A 23,680-nucleotide genomic window follows, 5' to 3' on the forward strand; every position below is an offset into this window, starting at 1 on the left:
CCTCTTATATTTCTGATAGTTGAGCAGCTCCCTCCCTTGCGGGCACTAAATTTCCAGTTCGATTGCCGTGGGTTGGTTAGGACCAAGGGCCAGCCCATTGCGTACACCCAGAATGCGAAAGACTTTGATTTTGCGCTCTTTTCCCTTGAGTTCCAAAGGTCCCCATGCTTCGACTTCGTAGCGATCGCCGAGGTACTGCAAGGTTTCTTCGGCCACTAAAATCCGACAGGGACTAGGTTGGCGGTGCTTATCCACACTTTCAAGGCGGGAGGCTGTATTCACACTGTCGCCAATAACACCGTACTCTAGGCGATTTTTACTACCGAGACTGCCAACAACAATCGGACCGGTATAAATCCCCGCCCGCATCATCACCTGCGGTAGCCCTTGGGCAGCCCATTCGCGGTTTAGCTCCTCGAGTAGTTGTCCCAAGGCCAAGGCACAATCCACGGCATTGCGGGCATCAATGGCAATTCCTTCACGGCTTGTCCGTTTAATGGGCACGCCAAACACCGCCATAATGCCATCACCGGTGAACTTATTAATCACACCGTGGTAGCTTTGCACCACATCTGCGACTTTTTCCAGATAGGCATTCAGCCAGTTAAAAAGCTCCTCCGGCTCCATTGTTTCAGAAATGGTACTGAAACCCTTTAAGTCGGTAAAAAGGAGCGTGGCAATCAGACGTTGGCCGGGTAACTTGCCGTCCTTAAGGAGTTGATCTCGCTGTTCCCATAGGGTGGCAGCAATTTCGGGGGAGATACTTTGGCCAAGGAGGCGCATCACCATTTGCCGTTGTTGTTGAGCTTGTTGGGCGGTGTAGGTAACAACTCCCCCACTGCTAAGCAGGAGTGTTAATGCCGGCGGCACAAGGGGAACCCAGCCCAACTTAAGAAATAGGCCATAACAGGTGAGCAAAAGCAGCAGTAGAGCTGCTGCCACTGCCGTCGCTAAGGCTAGAGGATGGCGCACTCGCCAAGCAAGGATCCCGCCAATCAATGCCCAAAGCACAATCCAAACATTCTCGATACTGTCGGGCCAAAACCAAATGACGGCGCGATCGCCCAAACCCGCATCAATGAATTGCCCCACCATTTGAGCATGGATAAATACCCCCGCCATGCGCTGATTGTCCCGCAGGCCGGAACTAAAGGGCGTATAGAAAAAATCTTTGCCACTCTCGGCAATGTTGCCAATGAGAACCACGCGATCGCGAATCAATTCTGGTGCCACTCGTTCTGTCAGCACATCTTCAAGGGGCACCCATGTCACCGCCCGCTGATCACCGCGATAGTTTAGCATCACCTGATAGCCCGCCGTGTCCGCTCCTACATAACCGCCATCATTGGGTTGCAGGGGTGTGAAAATGCTCTTCCCCAACTGCATGACATGGGGATCCGCATCACTGCCGCGAGGCTCAATCCCCTCATCCGCTAGATACCGCAGCGCCAGCCGCAATGAGAAGGAGTAGAGCGTATTCCCCTGGTCGTCGGGCAAAAACAACAAACTGCGACGGACAATGCCACCGGCATCAACCGTCACATCATTAAATCCCACCTGATCGGTACTGAGGGCAGCCGGCGGGCGAATGGTCGCGTGGGTGGCATTCCCCAGTTTTGTGACAGCAAAGAGGCGATCGGAACTTAGCCAAAGGCGGTTTAGCGCCTCATGCCCCGGCGGCACGGGAAAATCGCGGTAAATATCCAAGCCAATGGCACGGGGTTGATGTTTGAGGAGTTTTTGTAGGGCTTGAGCATAGAGCTGATCCGGCAACGATAGGGAGCGGTAACGTTGAATATCGGCTTCGGTGACTGCTACCACCAATAGTCGTGGATCCGGGCCCGGCATAGGGCGCAATTGCATCAGGCGATCGTAGGCACCCAATTCCAGCGGTTGTAGCCAACCCATTTGACGAATCCCAATCACAACCGTGCTGGCCAGGGTACTGGCCACGACAATCAGACCCAGATCAGCAAAGGTGCGGCGAAAGTGGGACAATGGGGGCAGCATCGCTTTGCAGGCAAGCAAAAGATTTCCTTCATCCTATCGCTATGAAAAACTACTTGGTAGCGACACTGGGCGATCGCCTCCAGGCCGAGGCCGTTTACACCCAGCTTGAAAAGGACGGTTTCCCCATGGAAAAAGTAGCCCTCTTGGGGCGAGGCTACAAACAGTGGTCAGAGTTGGGACTGACTGATCCATTTCAAGTCGCCCGCCAGCAAATGCAACGGATGTTGACCTGGCTGGTTCCCTTTGGCTTCTTTGCTGGTTTTACCTTTAACCAAGCAACTCAAATTGACATTCTGCCCATGCTGGATCGCCTAAACAATAGTCTTTTGGGGGGCATCTTTGGGGCGATCGCTGGCGCTTTGGGCAGTCTCACCGTAGGCGGCGGCCTCCAAGTGGTAATTACGGGTAAGTCCGGCATCCCCTTTGAAAAGCGATTGCAGCGCGGCAAATACCTGATCTTGATTCAAGGGAATGACAGCGAGATTCGCCGTGCCGAACGCCTCCTCAAAGTACAGCCCCTAGAAACCCTGCAAAGCTACACCCTCGACGAGTAGGGAATTGTTTTCTCAAAAGGGCAATACCAAGCCTTCCCCCTTATGTGATATATTAAAGAATCGCGATGAAAGGGTCGGTGCCCGAGTGGTTAATGGGGGCGGACTGTAAATCCGTTGGCTACGCCTACGCTGGTTCGAATCCAGCCCGGCCCATCTAGGCAAAACCAAGTAGGTCAATTCAGGGACAAGAAAGTCCTTGCCTTCCCGCCAAAGCGGGATTCAGACAAAGGAGCTAAGGAAAATTCAACTGCCTCAGTTTTCTGCCAACTGAGCTCACCAAGGGTGCAATTGCCAAAGCAGTCGTCTCCGAAAGCGGCCTGGTGACAGACTTGGCGCAGCCAAGATCAACACCGCTGGCGATCGCAAGCAGCCTCTGGCTCAGTTTCCTTCCCAAACTGCGCTACGATTGTAACAGTTTGTCACACTCCTCAATTTTGTCAATTTTGTCAATTTTGTATTACGAAACTTTCAAGAAGAACCTATGAGTCTGCCGATTCGTAATGTTGCCATTATCGCCCACGTTGACCACGGCAAAACCACCCTCGTGGATGCCCTACTGCGCCAGTCGGGTACCTTTCGCGAAGGGGAAGATATTCCCGAGTGCGTCATGGACTCCAATGATCTGGAGCGCGAGCGCGGCATTACGATTCTGGCCAAAAATACTGCGGTTCGCTACAAAGAATTGACGATTAACATTGTCGATACCCCCGGCCACGCCGATTTTGGTGGTGAAGTGGAGCGTGTCCTCGGCATGGTGGAAGGTTGTCTGCTGATTGTGGATGCGAACGAAGGGCCGATGCCCCAAACGCGGTTTGTTCTAAAAAAAGCCCTTGAGAAAGGTCTGCGACCCATTGTGGTTGTGAATAAAATTGACCGGCCCCAGGCGGAACCCTACAAAGCCATCGATAAGGTGTTGGACCTATTCATTGAGCTGGGGGCAGATGACGATCAGTGTGAGTTTCCTTATCTTTTTGCTTCGGGCTTGGCGGGCTACGCAAAAACAGATCTAGACGAAGAGGGCAAGGATATGCAGCCCCTCTTTGAAGCCATTGTCCGCCATATTCCACCGCCAGTGGGCAACCCCGATGCGCCGCTGCAACTTCAGGTGACAACCTTGGATTATTCCGAGTACCTAGGGCGGATTGTTATTGGCAAGATTCACAATGGCACCATCCAAGTGGGGCAGCAGGCCGCCTTAGTCAAGGATAATGGCCAAATTGTCAAGGCAAAGATTACCAAACTCTTGGGCTTTGAGGGACTCAAGCGAATTGAATTAGACACAGCCAGTGCCGGCAATATTGTGGCGATCGCGGGCTTTAGTGATGCCAACATTGGCGAAACCGTTACCGACCCCAACAACCCCCAAGCCCTACCCCTGATCAAGGTGGATGAACCGACCTTGCAAATGACCTTTGCTGTCAACGACTCCCCCTTTGCCGGTCAGGAGGGAACCTTTGTGACCTCGCGGCAATTGCGCGATCGCCTCTTTCGGGAACTGGAAACCAATGTGGCTCTACGGGTCGAAGAAACCGACTCCCCCGATCGCTTTGCCGTTTCTGGTCGGGGTGAATTGCACCTTGGCATTCTCATTGAAACCATGCGCCGCGAAGGCTATGAATTCCAAGTTTCCCAGCCACAGGTGATCTACCGCGAAGTCAATGGTCAGCCTTGCGAACCCTATGAATGCTTAGTGCTCGACGTTCCCGATGAAGCCGTTGGCGGCTGTATTGAGCGCCTTGGCCAGCGACGCGGTGAAATGCAGGATATGCAGGTGGGAGGTAATGGTCGGACTCAACTGGAGTTTGTGATCCCAGCGCGGGGTCTCATTGGTTTCCGGGGCGAGTTTATGCGCCTAACGCGCGGCGAAGGGATTATGAACCACAGCTTTTTGGACTATCGTCCTTTGGCAGGGGAGATCAGCACCCGACGCAATGGCGTCTTAATTGCCTTTGAGGAGGGCACAGCCACCTTCTATGCCCTAAAAAATGCCGAAGATCGCGGTGTCTTTTTCATTACCCCTGGCACCAAAGTCTATAGGGGTATGATTGTCGGTGAGCACAACCGTCCCCAAGACCTTGAAATTAATGTCTGCAAAACCAAACAACTCACCAACTTCCGCTCCTCAACGGGGGATGAACTGGTGCAACTGCAAGCACCCGTGGAAATGAGCCTAGAGCGGGCCCTAGAGTACATTGGCCCCGATGAACTGGTGGAGGTAACGCCCCAATCGATTCGACTGCGGAAAATGAGCAAGAAGCTGGTACGCCGCTGATGCTCACGAATGCCTGTTTTGCCCTCTCACTGTTTCCCTATTTGGGGTTTTTGTACTTCATGACCCGCAACCCCCACACACCCCGTTTAGCCCTTATTGGCTTTTATGGGACACTGGTCTTTGTCGCCGTCACCATTCCAGCGGGCCTCTATGCCCAAAGCGTCTATGGCACAACCCTAGCCAATGTAGATGGGCTGCACGGGGGGGCAGAATTTTTTCTGACATTAGCTAATATCCTGATTGCCTTGGGTTTTCGCCGCGCCCTCAAGGAATCATCGTAGTTCACTGTCGTGCACCTATTGCCAGCGGCATAACCAGAGAAAGCGAAGCCAACTGCGCACCAGCGCCAAGCCTGCCAGTGCGGCTACTGTAAAGAGGGCGATCGCTCCCCCCGGGGCCTTGGCGGACCACAACATTGCCCCCGCCAAGAGGGTAAAACCAGCCAACCCCAGATAAACCAAACAGATCAACAAACTCTCTATCCGCCGCAGTTGCCGCTCCATCGTCGGATGACGCACAGAGATTTGGAGTTCGCCGCGAGCCAGGCGATCCTCTAACTGTTGCAGCCGCACTTCAACCCGACTGGGCTGCTGTAGTCGCTGGTTGATTAGGGTTTGGGTTTGATGAATCAATTCTCGCCAGCCCGGCCGTGAATGACGCATCAATTCCTTAACAAAGGGCTGGGCAGCAGCACTTAGGTTGTACTCAGGGTCTAAACTGCGGGCAATTCCATCGAGGGTTGTGAGGGACTTGAGAATGTAGGTCATCTTTGCCGGTAGGCGAAAGGGTTGCTGCTCAAACAGGGCATAGACTTCCTGTTGCAGTTCTCTGAAGGCGGCTAAATCCACCGGGCGTTCGGTAAATCGATCTAGAATCAATTGCATAATCCGTTGTAGGGGAACTCTATCAGTGACAGGCATCAACAGACCTAGTTCCATCAAGGCAGCAATCACGCGATCGCTATCCTTTTGTAGCACGGCAAAAAATGTTTGCACCATCTGCTGCTGATTCAGGGCCGGCACTTCCGTCATCATGCCGTAGTCATAGAAGATCAGATCACCCTCTTTGGTCACGGCCAAGTTCCCCGGATGCGGATCAGCGTGGAAGAAGCCATCAATCAATAACTGCTTGAGATAGCAACAAATTCCCCGCTGGTTAATCATCTGGGGATTTAAGCCAAAGGCTTCGATCGCGGCTCGATTGTCAATGCGAATGCCGGGGAGATACTCCATCGTCAAGACATGGTGGCAGGTATGGGTCCAATAGACTTTAGGAACACGGATATAGGGGTCTTGAGCAAAGTTGGCACGAAAGCGATCGGCATTTTGCCCCTCTTGAATGTAATCAATTTCCCGCAGCAGAATACTAAAAAACTCCTCATAGATCTCTTGGAGGGCATAGGGACGAAGAAAGGGCAGCCAGCGATCGGCCCAGCGAATGAGTTCACCAATGGCCAGATAGTCCAGATACAGTTGCGCCTCCAGTTGTGGGCGTTGCACCTTCACAACCACCTCTTCACCACTATGGAGCCTTGCCCGATGGACTTGGCCGAGACTGGCCGCTGCAAGGGGTTTTGGATCAAATGTGGCGTAGAGATCCCCAAGGGATTGCCCCAAATGCTGCTCAATCAGGGCGATCGCCCGCCGCGAGTCAAAGGGAGGCACCTGATCCTGTAGTTTCCTCAGGGCCTCAATATAGGCGGGGGGCAACAGATCAAATCGCGTCGAGAGAAATTGACCAATTTTAATAAACGTCGGTCCCAAGACCAATAATTGCTGTACGAGCCAACGGGCCCGTTGGGATTGAGTGCGATGACTCCGCCGCCGCCAAGTATAGTCCCACAGCAGTTGACTACCAAATTGCCCCAGTACTCCCACAATTTGGCTAATACGGCGAAAGAGCAGCCAGCGACTGGGACGAGAGGTAGAAGCAGTAACGAGCATCCAGCAGCAATCACAACAGAGCGCTCAACCTCAACAATAGCGCCTTTTTCCCGGCTATTCAGACTGGGGCAGCCATCCTTTCGCCAGTTTTTCTGCCCTGTGTCTATGATGAGGGTAGAGTCTTGATCGGAATTGACTATGGCAACCACACGTCAATTTAGTAGCTTTAGCGATCTCCTAGCCACAACGGATAAGCCCCTCTTGGTTGACTTTTATGCCGACTGGTGTGGCCCTTGCCGAATGATGGCTCCTATCTTAGAGCAGGTCAAGAAACATTTGAAATCCGAGGTCGAGGTGGTCAAAATTGATTCTGAGCGCTATCCTCAACTGTCGAGCCAATACCACGTTCAGGCCCTGCCCACATTGATTCTTTTCCACCGAGGCCGTGAAGTACAGCGCTGGGAAGGAGTGCAACCGCCAGAAGTTCTGATTGATGCCATTCGTCGGCTGTAAACTTTTAAGGGCTTAAGGGCGTATGACCAAGATGACCAACAGCGGTGATAGCCACAGCCCCTTAGGAAAAGGCGGGGATAATCCGGCGCCAAGATGGCTGGGGCTATTTTGCGCCTGTGCATTGCCTAGAAAAAAGTCAGCAAACAGAGGAGGCGAAGGCCAGCATTGGCAGAGATTAGCTATTGGACATTGCTTGTACCACCGTTGGCGGGGGGGGTCATCGGCTACTTTACGAATGATTTAGCAATTACAATGCTCTTTCGCCCCTACAAGCCAGTTTATGTAGGCGGCAAGCAACTCCCCTTTACTCCTGGTCTCATCCCCCGCAATCAGGAGCGGCTGGCCCGTCGAATTGCCGATGCCATTCTGGGTTCCCTCTTAACGCCGGAGGAGCTGCAAAACTTAGCGCGGCGGCTGTTGCAAGTGCAACGGGTGAAGGCGGTCATCCATTGGCTCCTCCAAACAAGTCTTAGCCAAATTCAGGCTCAAAGTGAACAGCGATCGGCCCAAGTTTTGGCGAATATTCTGCGGGATTTTTTTGGCAGTGCCTTGCCCCGTTTGATTAAGGTGTGGTCGCGGCGGGAAGATTTTTTGGAGCCGCAACTCAATCAATTGTTTGATCAGGTATTGGTGGAGCTGCAACTGAATGATGAACAGGCGGAGAAACTAGCGGATTGGCTGCTGTCGGTCATGCTGCCCCCCGATCGCCTACGACTGGCGATAATTGACTTTCTCACCGATCGCACGATTAATGTCCTCGATCAAGAACTACGGCAAAATACCAGTGGCACCTATTGGGTCGTGGCTAATCTTGTGGGAGTGCGCAATACTTTGATTCGTCTGCGGGAGTATTGTCTCAATGAGCGGGAAGCCTGTAACCGCCGCCTCGGAGAATTGATTACGGCATTGGCACTGCGGCAACGCTTGGTGGAAGCCCTGCAAAATATTACCCTGCAAAGTTTGCCCCTCGGCACGGTGCGGGAGCTACGGCAACTGTTTCGGCAGACGGTGCGCAGTTATATCCAAGAGCAGGGCTCTAGCGTCATTGAAACGGTCAGTCAAACGGTGGAGTGGGAAACGATTTCCCTGAGTATTTTGCGGCGACTGCGAGATTCGGCGAGTCTGGGTGCCTCCTTGGAAGTGGTCAGCGATGAATTGGCTTTGGTGCTCGATCGCTATCTGGAACGGGATATGGAACTGATCATTGAGCGGGCGATTCCGATTTTGGATTTAGATCGGGTGATTGTGGATCGGGTCAAGGCCACCTCACCAGAAAATCTCGAACTAGCAATTCAGGGCATTGTTCGCAGTGAGTTGCAAGCTATTGTCCGCTTGGGGGGCATTCTTGGCTTTTTAATTGGGGTGGTACAGGCAGGCTTTTTGTACTGGCAAAGTCTGCAAGTGCCCTAAACGGGAACTTTGACTTCAGACTCACCCGCCAACTGGCGCAGGTTTTGGCAGCGAATCAGTTCAGTGACATCAAGAACGGGACGGCGTTCCAACTCTGCTACCCGAGAGATACCTGAAAGGAGCGCTTTGGCAGCCTCTTGTTCACTGTAGCCGCGCCGTTGAGCCAAGAGCAGGGCCTGGCGATCGGCCGCCACCGCCACGGGAATTCCCCGCGTATTTTGCCACACTTGCAGCCCCGCAAAGGTGGTTAGCCCCCCCGCCACCAAAATACCAATGGGGTCTGCTTGGATTGCCTGGAAGAGGGTACCCAGTAAGCCGGCCACCGTTAGTCCTTGGTAGAGGTCAAGTTTGATCAAACCCGTGGTGTTAAACCAAGCCACTGCCCGCAGCAGTAACAGATCGCGCTCTGGGGGATCGAGATGCTGCCACAGGCGAAAGTTAATTTCAATTGGGCGATCGCCCCAAGGAAGAGGGGGCTGATAGCGCAGGACTTGGCTTTGTTGCGGTCGAGAAACCAACTTACAGCGCATCCGTGCCGACGCCGGCATGAGATCAAGCAGACGATGAATCTCAGCTTCTGGGGTCATAGGAATAGTGATGCAATTGCTCTGCCCCTAGTCTGCCATTGCTGTACATTTCCGGCAATCTTGCAGATTTCTTAGAATAAAGGGGCATGTGTTTTTGTGCCCAAATCAAAATGGTGATGACATCGGCCTTTGCCCCCTCAGAACCGTCCCTGGTCGCTTCTGCTCAAGAGCTGCCCGCCGTGGATGTGGCGATTGTTGGTGCCGGGATTGTGGGTCTAAGTCTGGCCTGTGCGCTACGCAACAGTGGTCTAGCGATCGCCCTCATTGAGGCAACTCCCTACAGGCGGGAAAACACCAAGGGTCAAGCCTACGCCCTCCACCAAGTGTCTCGTTACTTCTTTGAGGAAATAGGGGTGTGGGATAAGCTCATGCCCCATGTGCAGCCCTTTGAGGTGGTGCAACTCTCCGATGAACGGTTCCCCTTGATGGTTAACTTTTCCCCAGCGGATCTGGGCACGGAAGCCATTGGTTATGTGGGTGAGCACGCAGCGATCGCCGAGACCCTTCAGAGCGTTGTACAGTCTGCCAGCAATGTCACGTTCTACTGCCCGTGGCGGGTAGTGACCAACGAAGTGCAGGGCGATCGCGCTCAGTTGACCCTGATTTCTGGTGACCCTACCCAACCCAAGGTGGCTCACTTGGCAGCCCGTTTAGTGGTCGCCGCAGAGGGTGGCAAGTCTCCCCTACGGCAGCAGATGGGCATTGAACCCAAGGGATGGAAATATCCTCAGTCCTGTGTGGTTGCCACCCTCGAGGTTGCCCATCCCCAACCTGTGATTGCCTACGAGCGCTTTTGGCCAACAGGACCAATGGGAGTGCTACCCCTACCGCAGAATCGCTATCGAGTGGTTTGGACACTGCCCCACCCAGAGGCGGAAGCCGTTGCGGCCCTCGACGATCGCAGCTTTTTAGCAACACTTCAGCCCTATCTTGATCCCCAGATGGCGGAGATTACGGCTGTGAGCGATCGCTTTGTCTTTCCAGCCCAATTCATGCAAGTCAACTCCTACGCGGCGGATCGCTTTGTGGTCATTGGCGATGCAGCCCACCGCTGCCATCCCGTGGGGGGACAAGGACTCAATTTGGGACTGCGGGATGTGTGGAATCTGGCACAGCAGATTTTGGCTACCCCCCTTGAGGAAATTGGCGATCGCCGACACCTCATGCAATTTCACCGCCAACGCTGGTGGCAAAATGTCTTGACCCTTGCCTTTACCGACTTCCTTAACCGTCTGTTTTCCAATACATGGTGGCCTTTGGTGGCGGTGCGCCGCTGCGGGCTGTGGCTGTTGCGAACCGTTTCCCCCCTCAAGCGTCTGGTGCTACGGTTTATGGCAGGTCTCCTCCTCCCCCTGCCGACCGATTGTCAATTCCCCAGAGGGCGTTAAAACTTTCTACGCACCTATCTCCAGTGCCAGCACTCTTGTAGTATCAATTTGACAGAGAAACCAACTGCTTGGGAGAGAGGGATGGCTGCTACGGATGGTCTAGAGAAAATTCGCCGCCAGTTTGACTATGGTCCCTATCCCCGTGTGGCCATTGACAAAACTCCCAAGGATGACCCGAACGTTCTTTTTGTCCACGATTTAGTGACCCCCTTTTATGTGCGAGATCATCGGGTGCCACAGACCAAGGGTAAGCGGATTCTCGATGCCGGCTGTGGCACGGGCTATAAGTCCTTAGTCCTGGCGATCGCCAACCCCGGCGCGGAAATTGTGGGTATTGATCTATCCCCTGAATCTGTGAAGTTGGCGGCGGAGCGGCTCAAGTTCCATCACTTTGATAACGTTTACTTTGAGGTGCGCTCGATTTTGGATTTGCCCAGTTGGGGCGAGCAGTTTGACTACATCAATTGCGATGAAGTGTTATATTTGCTGCCTGACCCTGTTGAAGGCCTCAATGCCCTCAAAAGTGTCCTTAAGCCCGATGGCATTCTCCGCAGTAATCTCCACAGTGCGCTGCAGCGCTTCCCCTTCTTTCGTGCCCAAAATCTCTTTAAGCTGATGGGCTTGATGGACGAGAATCCCGAAGAAATGGAAATGGACATTGTCCGCGACATCATGAAAGAACTCAAGGATGGTGTGGATCTCAAAGCCCGAACCTGGAACCCCCACTACGAACAGCAAGAGAGCAATGAGACCCTCTTGGCAAATCATCTACTGGTGGCAGATAAAGGCAGCACCATTCCCCAGCTGTTTCAATACCTAGAAGCAGCGGGTCTAGAATTTATTTCCATGGTCAACTGGCGCCACTGGAATCTGGTGGATCTCTTCAAAGACCCAGAAAACCTGCCCACCTTTTTGGCCTTGAGCCTACCCGATGTGCCGCAGTCCGTGCAGTTGGAGATGTACGAGCTTCTGCATCCGGTGCATCGCCTCTTGGATTTTTGGTGTAGTCCGCAACCCCGCGCCACCGTAGCCGACTTGGGGGAATGGTCGGAGGCGCAGTGGGATCAAAGTACGGTTCATCTACATCCGCAACTGTGTACGGAGGCAATCAAGGAAAAATGGCTAGGGTACCTCAATGATCGGATGATTGTTGATCTGGGTACGTTTATGTCCTTTTCTAGTCCCACCCCTGTCTATGTGGATCCCCTCGGCCTGGCAACCCTATTGCCCCTGTTTGATCACCCCTTGGCTTTTCCGGACTTGTGCGATCGCTATCAATGCTTGGCACCCCTTGACCCCGTCACACTCGAACCCATTGAACCAAGGGTGGCACGGCAGCAACTGCAAGCCCTCTTGACCCGCTTGGAACTCAGTTTGTTTGTTCTTGTCAGCTTACCCTAGGCCAATCCAGCCCAGAACTTGGGCAAGCGCCAATCCCAAATAGTTGGCGATCGCGTATCCCAGCAATCCCAACGTAATCCCTACACCCAGCAGTTGGGGCCGATGCCGACCAGTGGCTTGGGCAACGGCAGTGGTAGGCCCGCCAACAGCCGCTTGGGAGGCAAGAGCCAACAGTTCTACATCCAACTTCAGGAGGACCCCAAGGCCAAAGGTGACGAGACCATGGGTAAAAACAATCACAGTGGTAAAGAGAATCATTTCCATTCCCACCGGAATTAGGGATGGCACATGGGTACCAGCACCAATCACCGTAAAAAAAGATTCAGGCCAAACATCCCCAAAGCCCCCATCCCCCGCAGATAGCGGATCCACTGAAATTGCGCCAATGCCAAGCTGAGGGTGGTGAGCCAGACAAGGGTGGGAATGAGCGGCCAAAACCGATGCAGTGCCCTTGACAGTGCCAAGACAGCCACGGCCAAGCTGAGGAGAATCCCTAAATCTAGGGGAGCGATCGCTGAGGCGGTGGGCAGGGAGGTTACGGTAACCGCTTCCCCCTCCTCCTGGGGGGGATAAAAGCGTGCCAACAGCGAAGGCAGACTCAGCGTGGTTGCCAGCCAAATGGCTGTGAGCAAGTTATCTGCCGTCGTGGCCGCACTAAAGAGCAAATCCGAAAGGTTAAGGGCACGCCCAACCCCCACAAAGTTAAGGCTGCCGCCAATATAGCTGGCTGCCAAACTTCCCGCCAAGCGGGGGGTATCCCCCAGAAACCGACTATGGAACAGGACACTGGCAAGGAGCGCACCCACCAAGGTTCCAAAACTGGCAAGGCCAAAGGCCAACAGGGCCGATCGCCCCAGGCGCCCCACATCCTGTAAATTCACCAGCAGCAGTAGCCAGACGATCGCCAACGAGGTAATGGTGTCGTAGATTGTGTCATAGACCGCAGATTGCTGGGGAAGAATACCAACATTGGCGCAGACGGCCGCCAAAATCAGAATGATCAGCGAAGACCCCAACCGTGCTGCCCAGCGAAAGCGATGCTCTAGCCATAGCCCTAGAGCCGTCAGCGTCAATAGGATGCCCCAAAGGATCAAGGATTCATCCATGGGGCGTCCATTCTGGTAGTCGCTGTCCCAACCGGGTGGGTTGCTCATAGACCCGCCGCAGGGTATTCACATCCCGCTGCGAAATCGGAGGCGGGTCTGCTACCTGGGCAAAATAGAGGGCATCAGTGGGTAGGGGGCTATGTCCCCAAATGCCAAGGGCATGACCCAGTTCATGGCGCAGCGCCCCAAGAACAAACTTAGCAGCTTGGGTAGGGCGCACCACGACACGGCAGCGATGGCGCAGCACCCCTTGGCTATCCACAAAGAGTTCATAGCTGGTTTCAGCAAAGCGGGCGCGGCGGTTATTTTGATCTGTGGGTCGCTGCGAGAGGAGGCGAATATTGGCAGGGCGGCTGGGATCAACAATTTCTAAGGGCAAATAGGTTGACCACTCCGCTACTGCCTGGGCCGCGGCTGCTTGCCACACATGGTTTGGATCCCGCCGGGGGGGTTCAATGGCAACGGTGACTGGGAACTGAGTCCACAGTAAATAGCCCACTTCCACCGGTTGGACTTCATCAAAATAATCTTCGCCTTTCCTAGGAATCTCAGCTAGGGACGGAGGCAACGGATAGTAAACCGCTGGTGGTAATTGGATATTCTGGCGCGTCAGGTTTGGGGTGCCCGCCAAGGACTCCCAATTCCCTGGGGTATCGCCCAACATCAGTCCTAGGGCAACCATGCACACCAAGAACCACCACCAACGCTTCATACTGGCGCCTCCTTGCTCCTCAACAGGTTTGCACAAAGGGCCAGCCCGGAAATCGCCAGAGAATCATGGGAATCGCCACAGTCCAGAAAAGGGCATTGAGCAAGGCAATTTGACCCGCCCGATTCATGGGTAAATGCAACCACCCCTGCAACACCCAGCGATCCAAGGGCAAGACCAAGAGCCACATGAAACAGACGATGGCCATTCCACCCCAAAAGATTGGCCAGCGGGTGTTGCGATTGAAGCTTTCAAAAAAGGTTTGACCCACCAGTTCCTCAAGAAGGGCAACAGGGGCAGAGCGGTATTGCCCACCCGTGGCTTCGGTGGCTGCAGCCAGTTGCGGCGCATGATCACCCACGACAATGGCATTGATTTTCACCCGTTGCTGACGGGCATTGGCAACCACACCCGCGTCCACAGGGGCTGCACCATCAGTAATGAGGAGCACTTCGCGGCAGCGATTGGGAATCCGTTGCAGTTGTTGGGTGGCGATGGCGATCGCCCCCGAAAGATTTTTGGCCGTCGGATCCACCTGCGCTAACAAATCACTGCGATTGAGGGCTTGATCTAGTTGGGTGAGTAGCAGATCACTATGGGTCTCAAACCGGGGCGTAAGAAACACCACATTGCGGCCAAAGCCGTGGATCATGACTTCATTGGGGGTGGTGAGATGCCGTTGGTTGCGTTGTATGTAGAGCTTGGCAGCGAGCACCTGTTGGGCCATGACGGTTTGTGGTTGATTAAATTGCAATGGACTATTGCCAAACGTACTGCCGCTGAGATCAAGGGAGAGAACAACGGCGACACTGGGGCGTCCCCAATTCAACAGCGAGAAGAGTAGCGCCAGGAGGACACAGCCTATTAAGAGAATGAGGGGAATCTGAAAAAGAGGGTAATACCACAGTTGCCGCCGACGGGTCATAGCTCACCTAGGGCAAGGTACCGCTAAAGACTGCAAGGGCAGGCCCGGTCATATACAGATGTTGGCTAGGCAAATCCCAGCGAATCTGGAGATTGCCCCCTGGCAGTTCAACCGTGGCTTGGGCTTGATCGCCCCCAGGACTCAGGCAACCAGTCAAAACAGCAGCGACTAGGGTGGCACAGGCTCCCGTTCCACAGGCAAGGGTCATACCGGCTCCCCGTTCCCAGACGCGCATCCGCAGGCGATCGCTCCCTAGGACTTGCACAAACTCAGTATTGGTGCGCTGGGGAAAAGCGGGGTGATGCTCAAACTGGGGACCAATCACAGCTAAATCCAGGGCAGCTACATCCTCCACAAAGGTGACGCAGTGGGGATTGCCCATACTCACGCATGTCACCAACCACTGGCGATCGCCCACCGTGAGGGGAACATCAATCACTTTTTGATCTGCGGCTGCCAAGGTGGTGGGAATCTGCTGCGCCAAAAGTTGGGGTTTGCCCATATCCACGGTGACCTGACCATCCGCTTGTACCTCCGGCACAATGAGACCGGCAAGGGTGTCAATGCGGTAGCGCACAATTTCACCGCCGGAGCGACCCTCAAGGGCAAAAATGAACTTGGCCAAACAGCGAATGCCATTGCCGCACATTTCCGCCACTGAGCCATCAGCGTTGTACATCCGCATGCGGTAATCACTTTCTCCAGTTCCCCGCAGTAAAAAACTGACCCCATCCGCACCCACGCCGAAGTGGCGATCGCACCAGTATTGGGCTTGTTCCGGACTTAAAAGCAGCTCTTCCTGATGGCGATTATCAATGAGGAGGAAATCGTTACCTAACCCTTGGTACTTCTGAAAAGATAGGCTCATAGAATTGAAAAAGTAAGAGAGGGGAAACCAATGACGGATGAATTTAACACGGCACTGCCTAGCATTCGCCAAGTACAGACCTTCATTAAAGATAGCACCGAGGTTGAAGTCAAGCTCAGCACCAGCGATCTTGTGGTTGGCAAAGTGCGCTGGCAGGATACGAATTGCCTCTGCGTTGTCGATCACTATGATCAACCCACAATTATTTGGAAGCAGGCCATTGTCTTTATTAAACCGAAGCTAGCCTAAGGGCCACAGTTGCAGTGCCACTGCCAAAGCCTCTTGATAGACCATCTGCCAAGGTTGCTGATGTTGACGAGCAAGGGCGGCACAGTCTTCGTATTCCGGCTGGACATTGATCCGCTGTCCTTGGTGCGCCGCTACTTTCACCCGCACTTTTCCAAAGGAGGTTGGGATTTCCTGTATTTGCCGCTCTAGAACATAGCGCTCCTGTACTTGACGCCGTAGCCCCAGGGTTGTGGTTTCACGGAAGAGCGTCTGCACACAGGCGGCCTCTGCACTGGGGGGACACAGTAACGTAACCAACACTCCCAAGCGCGATTTTTTCATCGTTATCGGCTGACAAAAGACCTCAATGGCACCGACGGCATAGAGTTGTTCACAGGCATAGCTAAGGGCTTGGGGGGGCATGTCATCCAGTTGGGTTTGCAGTTCCACAATCGTTTTTGCGGTGCCTGTTTCTGCTGAATTCGGCGGCGTTCCCAACCAGAGGCGCAATAGATTGGGTAGGGGCAGCTCTTGAGTGCCGGCGCCTAAGCCCACCCGTTTCAATGTCATTGCTGGCGGCGCACCAAATCCCTCACTGAGGGCACAAACAAGAGCAGCTCCCGTAGGCGTGACTAGTTCTTTTTCAATGCCATTGCTGTAGAGGGGCACTTGATAGGTTTGGCACAGTTGCAGAACAGCAGGCACAGGAACTGGCAGCTGACCATGGGCCGCTTTGACCATTCCGCCCCCAGTGGGTAGAGCCGAGCAGTAAATGTGACTCACATCGAGGTAATCCAACCCCAAGCAGGTGCCGACAATATCCACAAGGGCATCCACGGCCCCCACTTCATGGAAATGCACTTTTTCTGGCTCAATGCCATGCACGGCACCCTCAGCAATGGCCAAGGCTTCAAAAACCTTAAGGCTCCAGTCGCGGGCGCGATCGGGGAGATGGGCAGCCCGGATTTGGTCGGCAATCTCCGGCCAATGGCGATAGTGGTGGGAGGGGCGATCGCGCAGATGTACCTGTGCCTTTAGGCCCCGCTGTCCTTTGCGCTGTACCGTTTCCGTAGTCAACTCAAACTCATCGGCAATCCCTAACTTCGCTAATTGGCTTTGAAGATAGTCAAGGGGAACCCCCAGATCAAGGAGGGCACCCAAGCACATATCCCCAGCCACACCAGTAGGGCAGTCAAAATAGGCAACCGTCATGGCAGATTACAGGCGCAGCACTAAGGGATATGGTAACAAGGGACAATTGATAGACTGCTGATATACTGCCTATTCTTATCCCGCTTTTGCAGAGTCTGTTGCTGCCCCCTCTGACCAAATCAACGGTTGATACACCGGTTGATACACCATTGTGGGGGGCTGCCATTGGTAGCGCCGCAAGTTAATGCGATCGCCCCCCTCAAAAACAATCCCCTCTACCTCTAGGCGCCAGCGCTGCAATTCATCCGTGCCGCGGCGTTGGGGCGCATAGGAAATTTTGCCTTGAGCATTGACCACGCGGTGCCATGGAATGTCAGAATTGGGTGCCAGCCGATAGAGGGCATAGCCCACATAGCGCCCATGGCGAGGCCAGCCACACAGGGCGGCAATTTGGCCATAGGTAGCCACACGCCCTAGGGGAATTTGCTTCACTAGCCAATAAATTTTTTGTTGAAACGTTAGTGCCCCTATGTTCATCTTCATAAGACTTTATACTTTTTTATAGTTGTAGGTCAGATTCAACCCCTCTAAATCCGTATTTCTACGGAAGCAAGCCTCAAAACGACCCACCTAGATTAAACATTAAGGGTGGTAACGGAATTACTAAATTCAATTAAGAACAACTGCCCACAAAAAGATAGATCGGTCATGATTTAAGCAGCAGCAATGCTGGGGTAGGGGAGGGTGGAATTCGGTGCCTTATTTTGAATCATTACGTATTTCTCATCTAAGTTGCTTTTTGCTCAATGATTGCTTCTATGTCTTTTTGACTTGAGTTTTCCAGTGTCTTTGTGATATTCCTGACGCTATTTGATGGAGTCCCCTATGACCATGACCAGTTCCCCACCCCAAGCCGCCGCCGGCGATCGCTACGGTGTTGACCATCTCCTGCGCAAAAAATACCCGAAACGCCACCATCACTACGCTTTTTGGGACTTCTTTCACTTCGATAGCGATCGCGGTACCTACACGGATTGGAACAATGCCCGCAACCTCCTGGTGACCGAAGATTTTATCATTGGTCTCATTGAAGGTCTGGAAGAGGAAGTGGGACCTGCTTCCAGTGTCGTTATGTACAAAATTGGCGAAGAATGGGGCCGGCGCGATGCTCAGTTTTTTGCAGAGTGGTTTCCCAGGGAATATGGCTATGAGCAGGGGATCAAGCAAATGCGGCTTCCCTATGTCCTCGAAGCGTGGTGGTGGCCCTGCACGACCCAAGGCTGGGGGAACTGGGAAGTGGATCTCAGCGAGCAAAAACACGGCTTCATGTTCATCAATATCTTTGATTCGGCAGTGGCCCGCACCCTAGGAGATGTGGGACGGCCAGTTTGCCACCTCTATGCAGGACTATTTGCTGGTTTCTTTAGCGGCTTGGTTCAAAAAGAACTCGGTTGTATTGAAATCCAGTGCTACGCCATGGGTGAAACCTACTGCAAATTTGTCTTAGGCAAGCAGGATCGCATTGACGCGGTTGCCTTCTGGCAGAACGAAGGAGCCTCTGCCAAAGATATTGAAAAACGGCTCCGCAGTGGAGAATTGGTTTATGAGAAGCCTAAACGGTAGTTGGCAGCAGCAAGCCGTTGCTGAATTCTTTGAGGAGCTGAACTGGCTCGGCTTGATCCGCCAGCAGCCGGTGACAGAAACAGTGGTTCTCAACTGGCAATCACTGAAAGTGGCAGAATTTTGGCAGCGCGTCAATTGGCTAGGTCTTGAGGTCAAAGGGGCGATCGCCCCCACTAGCCCTGGGGAATGGCCCAGCTACCGCGTCAGGGACTTCTTTGGGCGCCTGAACTGGGAAGGGGTAGGCGTGATCTTGCCCATCGGCTTGCCGGCCCTAGCCGCGGAAATCACACCACCGGCTACCCTAGCCAGCTCTTGGGCTGCTTGGTCAGTCGAAACCTTCTTCCGCCAACTCAACTGGGAGGGCCATCGCGGTCAAACCATCTTCCTAGAGCCGAGTTTGTCCCTGTGGCGCCTATCAGTCAAAGACTTCTGTGCCAGTCTTCCTTGGGCAGGCCAACCCCTGATCGCCCAAGTGAGTAACGTGGCAGCCCCGCCCCCTGTCCCCGTAGAGCCCGAAGTCACCCTCTCAGACTTATCAGACCTGTTTTAGGAGACCCCTATGCACACCGAGTTAATGAATCTCTACTACAAAGCTGAAGAAAACTACCTCAGCAATGTGGACATCAAAGTCTTTCGCCACCACATCGAGTCGCTTCAGCAGCGGTTGAGCACCTATGAATTTCTGCGGGATCATGAAATTGAAATCTTCCAGCCGGTAGCTGACGCCCTGCAAAAGCAATATCCCACCGAACCCCCCCAAACCCTTGAGCAGGTCTTGCGTCAGGCGATCGCCCTCCTGCGCTATGCCGCCATGGCCATGCTCTTAAATAATCCGGAGTTTTTGCAGCATCGACTCCTAGAGTGGCTCACGGAAGTGGTCAAGGCCCACCAAACCCAAACCCTATGGAGCAGTTGCCATGAGCTTCTCAGTGACCGCCTCAAGGAAATGCTCACTGACGCTCAGCAGGACTTGATGTTGCCGCTATTGGATCAGGCGCAAGTGACCCTTGTGGGCTTGCCAGCCGTGGTCTCTGTCCACGCCTAGGTGACTGTTGAAATTGCGTGTCATGCCTACGAATGAGGATGTCCTATGATCTCCGTTGCTGATTTGGTCAAAGAGCCCGTCATCCCCGGCAATTACTACGCTGCCGATGCCTATGTGCAAGGGGATTTTGAAACCGGTCTCATTGAAAACCGCAAAGGTGCCCGTCTGATTGCCCTGCCGGATATTTTCCTCCAAGCCATCTATGCGGGCCTCGATCAAGAAGTAGGACAGGCCACTGGGGTGGTGCTATTCAACTGTGGTCGCTGGTGGGGCAAGAACTTTTACCGCCGTTTTGTGGCCGAGGTGAGCGAGTACTATGGCCGTCCCCTTGCGGAGATGGAAATGGTGGAGTTTCTCCAATGCCTCAAGGAATGCTGGAAGACCCACGGTTGGGGCAGGATTGATCTCGATGTGAGCTTCTACCAGCAGGGCTTTTTGGTGGTGACAACGTGGGATTCTCCCTTTGCGGCGGCGGCTCCCAAAAATACGGGTCAGCCCCAATGCGCTGCGGAAGCAGGGATTTTAGAATCCTTCTTTAGCCAATTGACCGGTCGCGATCTCCTCTGTGTGCAAACCGCCTGTGAAACCCTAGGGGCAACCAATAATTACTTTGTTTTGGGGTTGCGCGAGCGCGTTGAACCGGCCAAGGCTTGGCTGCAAGAGGGGCAGAATCATAACACGATTATGGAGCGACTCTGTCGCGCTCAGGCCGCTTGAGTATGATCCTAAAGTAACCCTCTATGCGTCATTAACCATTTTAATAAGGAGCAAAGAGCAGTGGCCAAAGTTGTCAAGCTTGAACCCATCTCGCGCGAAGCGACAATTAACACCAACGACAATTTGCTCTCTGCTATCCTGGACTCTGAACTCCATGTGCTCAAGGAGTGTGGTGGGCGCGGGTTGTGTGCCACTTGCCATGTCTATATCAACGAGGGGATGGAGAGTCTTTCCCCCATCAATAAGCGGGAGCAACGCACCCTTGAGGTGATTACGACGGCAAATGCAACTTCCCGCCTCGCCTGTCAGGCACGGGTTCTGGGGCCGGGGGTAGTGGTAGAGCTTCCCTCAGGGATGTATATCAATGCAGTAGAAGATATTGAGTCTTTGATTGGGCGGCGGGCTGAGCAGGATATTTTGCACCCCCTCGATGGCCGCGTCTTGGTGGAGGCAGGTAAGCTGATTACGCGCACGATGATTACCCAGTTGAAAGATACCCAAGTTAAGGTGAGTGAATACCTCGCCAATACGTCGGATGCCTAAGGCGCTACGTCACTTTTATCCTCAAGAGGGCACTATTATGGAAGACCGTCATCGCAATTCCCAAGCTGCTAGTAGGGGTCTAGGCCCCCTTGAATGGGGAGCAACGGGGTTAGCAGTTGTCTTATCTGTGGCTGCTGCTGCGACGCAACAGACAATTTTGAGCGCGATCGCCCCCTTGCCCCTTTCGTTGGCGGTGGGTTTAAACTTAGTGAGCCGTAAAAAACTGGCTGACCAGTTCCAAGTCTTTGGCCAACAACAGGAGGCCAAAATGGCTGAACTGGTGGCGTCCCAAGGGCAGCAGCAGTCAGAGTTGGGTCACCTCGCCCTTGCCCTTGCTCAGGTGCGCGATCGCCTTGAGGATGTGCAAAAACAGGTGATGCAACTCAACCAAGGGGCACAGCATCTCCATGACTACACGCGCATTCTCGACACGGAGCAAAAAGAAATTGAACAGGTTCTTGACTGCCTGCGGGAAATTGAGAAAAATACCCAAGTTATCCAAGTGAATCCCAGCCATGCCAAGGCCTACTACAACCGCGGTCTGACCCATCAGCGTCTAGGGGATGTCGAAGCAGCCATTCTCGATTACACAGAAGCGATTCGCCTCAACGATACCTATGCCAAGGCCTATCATAATCGCGGTGTGGCCCGCTCAACGGTGGGCGATCGCAAGGGAGCAGTAGAGGATCTGCGTACAGCAGCGAAGCTGTTCTTTGAACAGGGGGATATTAGCAGTTATCAGCGAGCACGGGATCTGGCCAAGCGCATCCATGAAGTGGGGAGTATTGAACAGGACAATAAAGAACTACCCTTAGAAATCCTCTTCTCCTAGGGGGCAGTTATTTTGCGCCTGAGCCTGCATTGACAGGCCCGCGATCGCGAATCATATTGAGAGCTGTTTTTTGACGAACGAGTTGAGGCTGGTGATTGGCCACAGCGCATGCTGCCTTAAGTTCGCGTTACCGGCTGGTGGATCTTGCAGGTCAGGGCCAGTACGGACAGGTCTACTTGGCAGTTCATCGCCAGTCGGGGGCACTGGTCGCAATTAAGGTACTCAATGAGCAGCAATTGTTGACCCGTGGCTTTTTACGGGAGTTGAATTTTCTCCTGACGCTGCAGCATCCCCATGTGGTTGGCTGTCAAGCAATTGACTATATTCGCCTGCACCATAGCCCCCAAGTGAGACGCAGTTTGGTGATGGACTATTGTGCTGGGGGGACATTGCGATCGCTCTTAGAACAAGAACAGGCCTTACCCCTGACGACCGCCTTGCGCCTCACACTGGATGTTCTCGCAGCCTTGGCCTATGCCCATCATCGCGGCATTCTCCACTGCGATCTCAAACCGGAAAATATCCTGCTGGAGGTAACTGCTACGGGTTGGCAGGCAAAAGTATCCGATTTTGGCGTGGCGCGGCTAATTGAGGATGTCAAGGGCAGCGGTCAAACCGGATCCCCTGCCTATATGGCACCGGAGCGTTTCTATGGTCAGACGCTACCCGCTTCAGATCTCTATGCAGTGGGGATCCTCATGTACGAAATGATTGTTGGCGATCGCCCCTTCCACGGTACCCCTGCTGAACTCATGGCTGCCCACCTCAGCCGCCCCTATACCCTTCCCGAGGGACTGCCCTTTCTGGTGCGGAGCACTATTGCTAAGGCATTAGATAAATTACCGCAGCGCCGCTATAAAAGTGCAGCGGAAATGACGATGGCTGTGCAACTCGCTCTCGAGATCATCGAAGCAGAGTGTCATGAGCAGCCTCTATTGTTTTCTAGGTCACCGGCGGCGGTTTGGCTGGGGGAACCCCAAGGTTTTTCTTTGCCGCGACCGCCCCGACCGGTTGCCAGCACGGCCACAAGTTTCTATGGGGTGGTGGGCGATCGCCTGTGGGCTTGGCAAAGCAGGGATTCTCAGCCTGAAGTGATCGGTCAATGGCCGCTGCCACCCCTACCGCTTCAACTCTATGGTGGCCAGTTGAGGGCTTGGCTGCGGCTCCAGGGGCTGCCCCCACAGCTTTACTGCATTGATGAGCAGCAGATTCCCCTAGGATGTCGTCTGCTGCCCACCCACAACAGGTTAGCCATTGATGCCAGTGGTTACTGGTGTGCAGAAACCGAGATTGATAGTGATGTTGGCACATTGAGGCTGCATGTCCAACAACTGAATGGTCAAGGAGAGCGCACACTTTGCTGTGGGTGGCAGGGACGGGTGTGGGTCGATACACTCCTGCTCAATCGTCGCTATGGCGCGGTGATTAGTCGCTCCCAACATCCTGAAACGGCCCATCCCATCACTCATTTTCAACTCTTTGACCGCCGAGGACACTGGCGACTCTACACCCAACTGCCTGCCCACTTGACGTTGTTCACCCCTGCCCATAACCAACCATGGCAAGTAGCGGCGTTTGAGGATCATCCGCAGCAACCTCTACTGATGCTCCTACATTTGCGGCCTTGGCGGATTCAACGCTTGGGGCTGCGGTTTCGTCCTCAATTTCTCTGTGCCACACCTTGGGGCTATGTGGTGGCGGGTCGCCATAGTTTGAGTTTAGTGACCCACAGCGGCGAAATTGTCGGTACGGCGGACAGTGAACCGCAGATTGATGGCCTTGGCTTTACGGGCGATCGCCACCTTTGGTTGATTCGCCGGCAAGGAAGTGAGTGTGTGATACAAACCTGGGACATTACCACGTGGGACATTGACCTCATCCTCTAGGCCAGCAACCTATGATAGAAAGAATAGC

General features: G+C 53.8%; 25 protein-coding genes and 1 tRNA gene. 16 read left to right on the forward strand and 10 right to left on the reverse strand.

All coding sequences use genetic code 11. The features are described 5' to 3' along the window. Nucleotides 1-45: 45 nt before the first annotated feature. A complete protein-coding gene (locus NK55_RS08125; RefSeq protein WP_024125270.1) occupies nt 46-2,028 on the reverse strand; it encodes a CHASE2 domain-containing protein in 1,983 nt (660 codons plus the stop codon). A 23-nt stretch (nt 2,029-2,051) separates the two neighbouring features. Between NK55_RS08125 and NK55_RS08130 the strand changes: the two genes are divergently transcribed. The 4 genes from NK55_RS08130 to NK55_RS08145 all read left to right on the forward strand — a co-directional run bounded on the left by NK55_RS08130 (nt 2,052) and on the right by NK55_RS08145 (nt 5,117). Further along, nucleotides 2,052-2,564 carry a hypothetical protein gene (locus NK55_RS08130; protein WP_024125271.1) on the forward strand — a complete coding sequence of 171 codons (513 nt, stop codon included), beginning with the start codon at nt 2,052-2,054 and terminating at the stop codon, nt 2,562-2,564. A gap of 71 nt (nt 2,565-2,635) precedes the next feature. Beyond that, nucleotides 2,636-2,717 (forward strand) — tRNA-Tyr (locus NK55_RS08135). 328 nt (nt 2,718-3,045) lie between these two features. Next, entirely contained in the window at nt 3,046-4,836 is a 1,791-nt protein-coding gene (gene typA, locus NK55_RS08140) for a translational GTPase TypA (RefSeq protein ID WP_024125272.1), read from the forward strand. After that, the gene (locus NK55_RS08145) at nt 4,836-5,117 is read left to right on the forward strand and encodes a DUF3593 domain-containing protein (RefSeq protein WP_024125273.1); all 282 of its coding nucleotides are present in this window, start codon (nt 4,836-4,838) and stop codon (nt 5,115-5,117) included. Before typA ends, NK55_RS08145 begins: the two co-directional genes overlap by 1 nt. Nucleotides 5,118-5,132: 15 nt before the next feature. On the opposite strand, the gene NK55_RS08150 is transcribed toward NK55_RS08145, so the two are convergent. Beyond that, nucleotides 5,133-6,779: an AarF/ABC1/UbiB kinase family protein gene (locus NK55_RS08150; protein WP_024125274.1), complete on the reverse strand. Its 1,647-nt coding sequence runs from the start codon at nt 6,777-6,779 to the stop codon at nt 5,133-5,135. A gap of 138 nt (nt 6,780-6,917) precedes the next feature. Between NK55_RS08150 and trxA the strand changes: the two genes are divergently transcribed. Together trxA and NK55_RS08160 are read left to right on the forward strand one after the other, a co-directional pair. Next, the gene (gene trxA, locus NK55_RS08155; protein WP_024125275.1) at nt 6,918-7,232 is read left to right on the forward strand and encodes a thioredoxin; all 315 of its coding nucleotides are present in this window, start codon (nt 6,918-6,920) and stop codon (nt 7,230-7,232) included. Between the two features lie 252 nt (nt 7,233-7,484). After that, the gene (locus tag NK55_RS08160) at nt 7,485-8,642 is read left to right on the forward strand and encodes a DUF445 family protein (RefSeq protein WP_255325345.1); all 1,158 of its coding nucleotides are present in this window, start codon (nt 7,485-7,487) and stop codon (nt 8,640-8,642) included. Here the strand turns inward: NK55_RS08160 and NK55_RS08165 are convergent. Continuing rightward, nucleotides 8,639-9,229 carry a DUF3318 domain-containing protein gene (locus tag NK55_RS08165; protein ID WP_024125277.1) on the reverse strand — a complete coding sequence of 197 codons (591 nt, stop codon included), beginning with the start codon at nt 9,227-9,229 and terminating at the stop codon, nt 8,639-8,641. The genes NK55_RS08160 and NK55_RS08165 overlap by 4 nt on opposite strands. Before the next feature lie 86 nt (nt 9,230-9,315). Between NK55_RS08165 and NK55_RS08170 the strand changes: the two genes are divergently transcribed. Together NK55_RS08170 and NK55_RS08175 are read left to right on the forward strand one after the other, a co-directional pair. Further along, on the forward strand, nt 9,316-10,617 hold the full coding sequence (locus NK55_RS08170; protein WP_024125278.1) for an FAD-dependent hydroxylase: 1,302 nt from the start codon (nt 9,316-9,318) through the stop codon (nt 10,615-10,617). Nucleotides 10,618-10,698: 81 nt separating this feature from the next. Beyond that, nucleotides 10,699-12,018: a class I SAM-dependent methyltransferase gene (locus NK55_RS08175; RefSeq protein ID WP_024125279.1), complete on the forward strand. Its 1,320-nt coding sequence runs from the start codon at nt 10,699-10,701 to the stop codon at nt 12,016-12,018. Here NK55_RS08175 and NK55_RS13540 read toward each other — a convergent pair. The 5 genes from NK55_RS13540 to dapF are packed head-to-tail and all read right to left on the reverse strand — an operon-like array spanning nt 12,010 to nt 15,626. Beyond that, nucleotides 12,010-12,390, reverse strand: a complete 381-nt coding sequence (locus NK55_RS13540) for a DUF819 family protein (RefSeq protein WP_162147181.1) — start codon at nt 12,388-12,390, stop codon at nt 12,010-12,012. The genes NK55_RS08175 and NK55_RS13540 overlap by 9 nt on opposite strands. After that, on the reverse strand, nt 12,324-13,124 hold the full coding sequence (locus tag NK55_RS13235) for a DUF819 family protein (RefSeq protein WP_041429161.1): 801 nt from the start codon (nt 13,122-13,124) through the stop codon (nt 12,324-12,326). The genes NK55_RS13540 and NK55_RS13235 overlap by 67 nt, the downstream gene beginning before the upstream one ends. Beyond that, entirely contained in the window at nt 13,117-13,836 is a 720-nt protein-coding gene (locus tag NK55_RS08190) for a Zn-dependent protease (RefSeq protein ID WP_024125280.1), read from the reverse strand. Before NK55_RS08190 ends, NK55_RS13235 begins: the two co-directional genes overlap by 8 nt. Before the next feature lie 19 nt (nt 13,837-13,855). Then, nucleotides 13,856-14,758 (reverse strand): hypothetical protein, encoded by a 903-nt coding sequence (locus NK55_RS08195; RefSeq protein WP_024125281.1) that lies wholly within the window; start codon nt 14,756-14,758, stop codon nt 13,856-13,858. Nucleotides 14,759-14,765: 7 nt separating this feature from the next. Then, nucleotides 14,766-15,626, reverse strand: a complete 861-nt coding sequence (dapF, locus tag NK55_RS08200; protein ID WP_024125282.1) for a diaminopimelate epimerase — start codon at nt 15,624-15,626, stop codon at nt 14,766-14,768. A gap of 30 nt (nt 15,627-15,656) precedes the next feature. Here dapF and NK55_RS08205 point away from each other — a divergent pair, with 30 nt between their 5' ends. Further along, nucleotides 15,657-15,875 (forward strand): Hfq-related RNA-binding protein, encoded by a 219-nt coding sequence (locus NK55_RS08205; protein WP_024125283.1) that lies wholly within the window; start codon nt 15,657-15,659, stop codon nt 15,873-15,875. Here NK55_RS08205 and larC read toward each other — a convergent pair. Together larC and NK55_RS08215 are read right to left on the reverse strand one after the other, a co-directional pair. Continuing rightward, entirely contained in the window at nt 15,867-17,066 is a 1,200-nt protein-coding gene (gene larC / locus NK55_RS08210; protein ID WP_024125284.1) for a nickel pincer cofactor biosynthesis protein LarC, read from the reverse strand. The two genes, NK55_RS08205 and larC, sit on opposite strands and share 9 nt — an antisense overlap. Nucleotides 17,067-17,141: 75 nt before the next feature. Beyond that, nucleotides 17,142-17,549 (reverse strand): MGMT family protein, encoded by a 408-nt coding sequence (locus NK55_RS08215; RefSeq protein ID WP_024125285.1) that lies wholly within the window; start codon nt 17,547-17,549, stop codon nt 17,142-17,144. 342 nt (nt 17,550-17,891) lie between these two features. Here NK55_RS08215 and NK55_RS08220 point away from each other — a divergent pair, with 342 nt between their 5' ends. The 7 genes from NK55_RS08220 (at nt 17,892) to NK55_RS12765 (ending at nt 23,652) form a co-directional block, all read left to right on the forward strand. Then, on the forward strand, nt 17,892-18,629 hold the full coding sequence (locus NK55_RS08220; RefSeq protein WP_024125286.1) for a V4R domain-containing protein: 738 nt from the start codon (nt 17,892-17,894) through the stop codon (nt 18,627-18,629). Beyond that, nucleotides 18,610-19,179, forward strand: coding sequence for a hypothetical protein (locus tag NK55_RS08225; protein WP_024125287.1), 570 nt, complete (start codon nt 18,610-18,612; stop codon nt 19,177-19,179). The genes NK55_RS08220 and NK55_RS08225 overlap by 20 nt, the downstream gene beginning before the upstream one ends. Before the next feature lie 9 nt (nt 19,180-19,188). Beyond that, entirely contained in the window at nt 19,189-19,674 is a 486-nt protein-coding gene (locus NK55_RS08230; protein WP_024125288.1) for a hypothetical protein, read from the forward strand. 45 nt (nt 19,675-19,719) lie between these two features. After that, complete coding sequence (locus tag NK55_RS08235; RefSeq protein WP_024125289.1) at nt 19,720-20,391, forward strand: V4R domain-containing protein; 672 nt, start codon at nt 19,720-19,722, stop codon at nt 20,389-20,391. Between the two features lie 60 nt (nt 20,392-20,451). Next, on the forward strand, nt 20,452-20,934 hold the full coding sequence (locus NK55_RS08240; protein ID WP_024125290.1) for a 2Fe-2S iron-sulfur cluster-binding protein: 483 nt from the start codon (nt 20,452-20,454) through the stop codon (nt 20,932-20,934). A 37-nt stretch (nt 20,935-20,971) separates the two neighbouring features. Beyond that, on the forward strand, nt 20,972-21,766 hold the full coding sequence (locus tag NK55_RS08245; protein WP_024125291.1) for a tetratricopeptide repeat protein: 795 nt from the start codon (nt 20,972-20,974) through the stop codon (nt 21,764-21,766). 95 nt (nt 21,767-21,861) lie between these two features. After that, nucleotides 21,862-23,652 carry a serine/threonine-protein kinase gene (locus NK55_RS12765; RefSeq protein ID WP_024125292.1) on the forward strand — a complete coding sequence of 597 codons (1,791 nt, stop codon included), beginning with the start codon at nt 21,862-21,864 and terminating at the stop codon, nt 23,650-23,652. Nucleotides 23,653-23,680 lie beyond the last annotated feature (28 nt).

This window comes from Thermosynechococcus sp. NK55a, from assembly GCF_000505665.1.
GTDB lineage: Bacteria > Cyanobacteriota > Cyanobacteriia > Thermosynechococcales > Thermosynechococcaceae > Thermosynechococcus.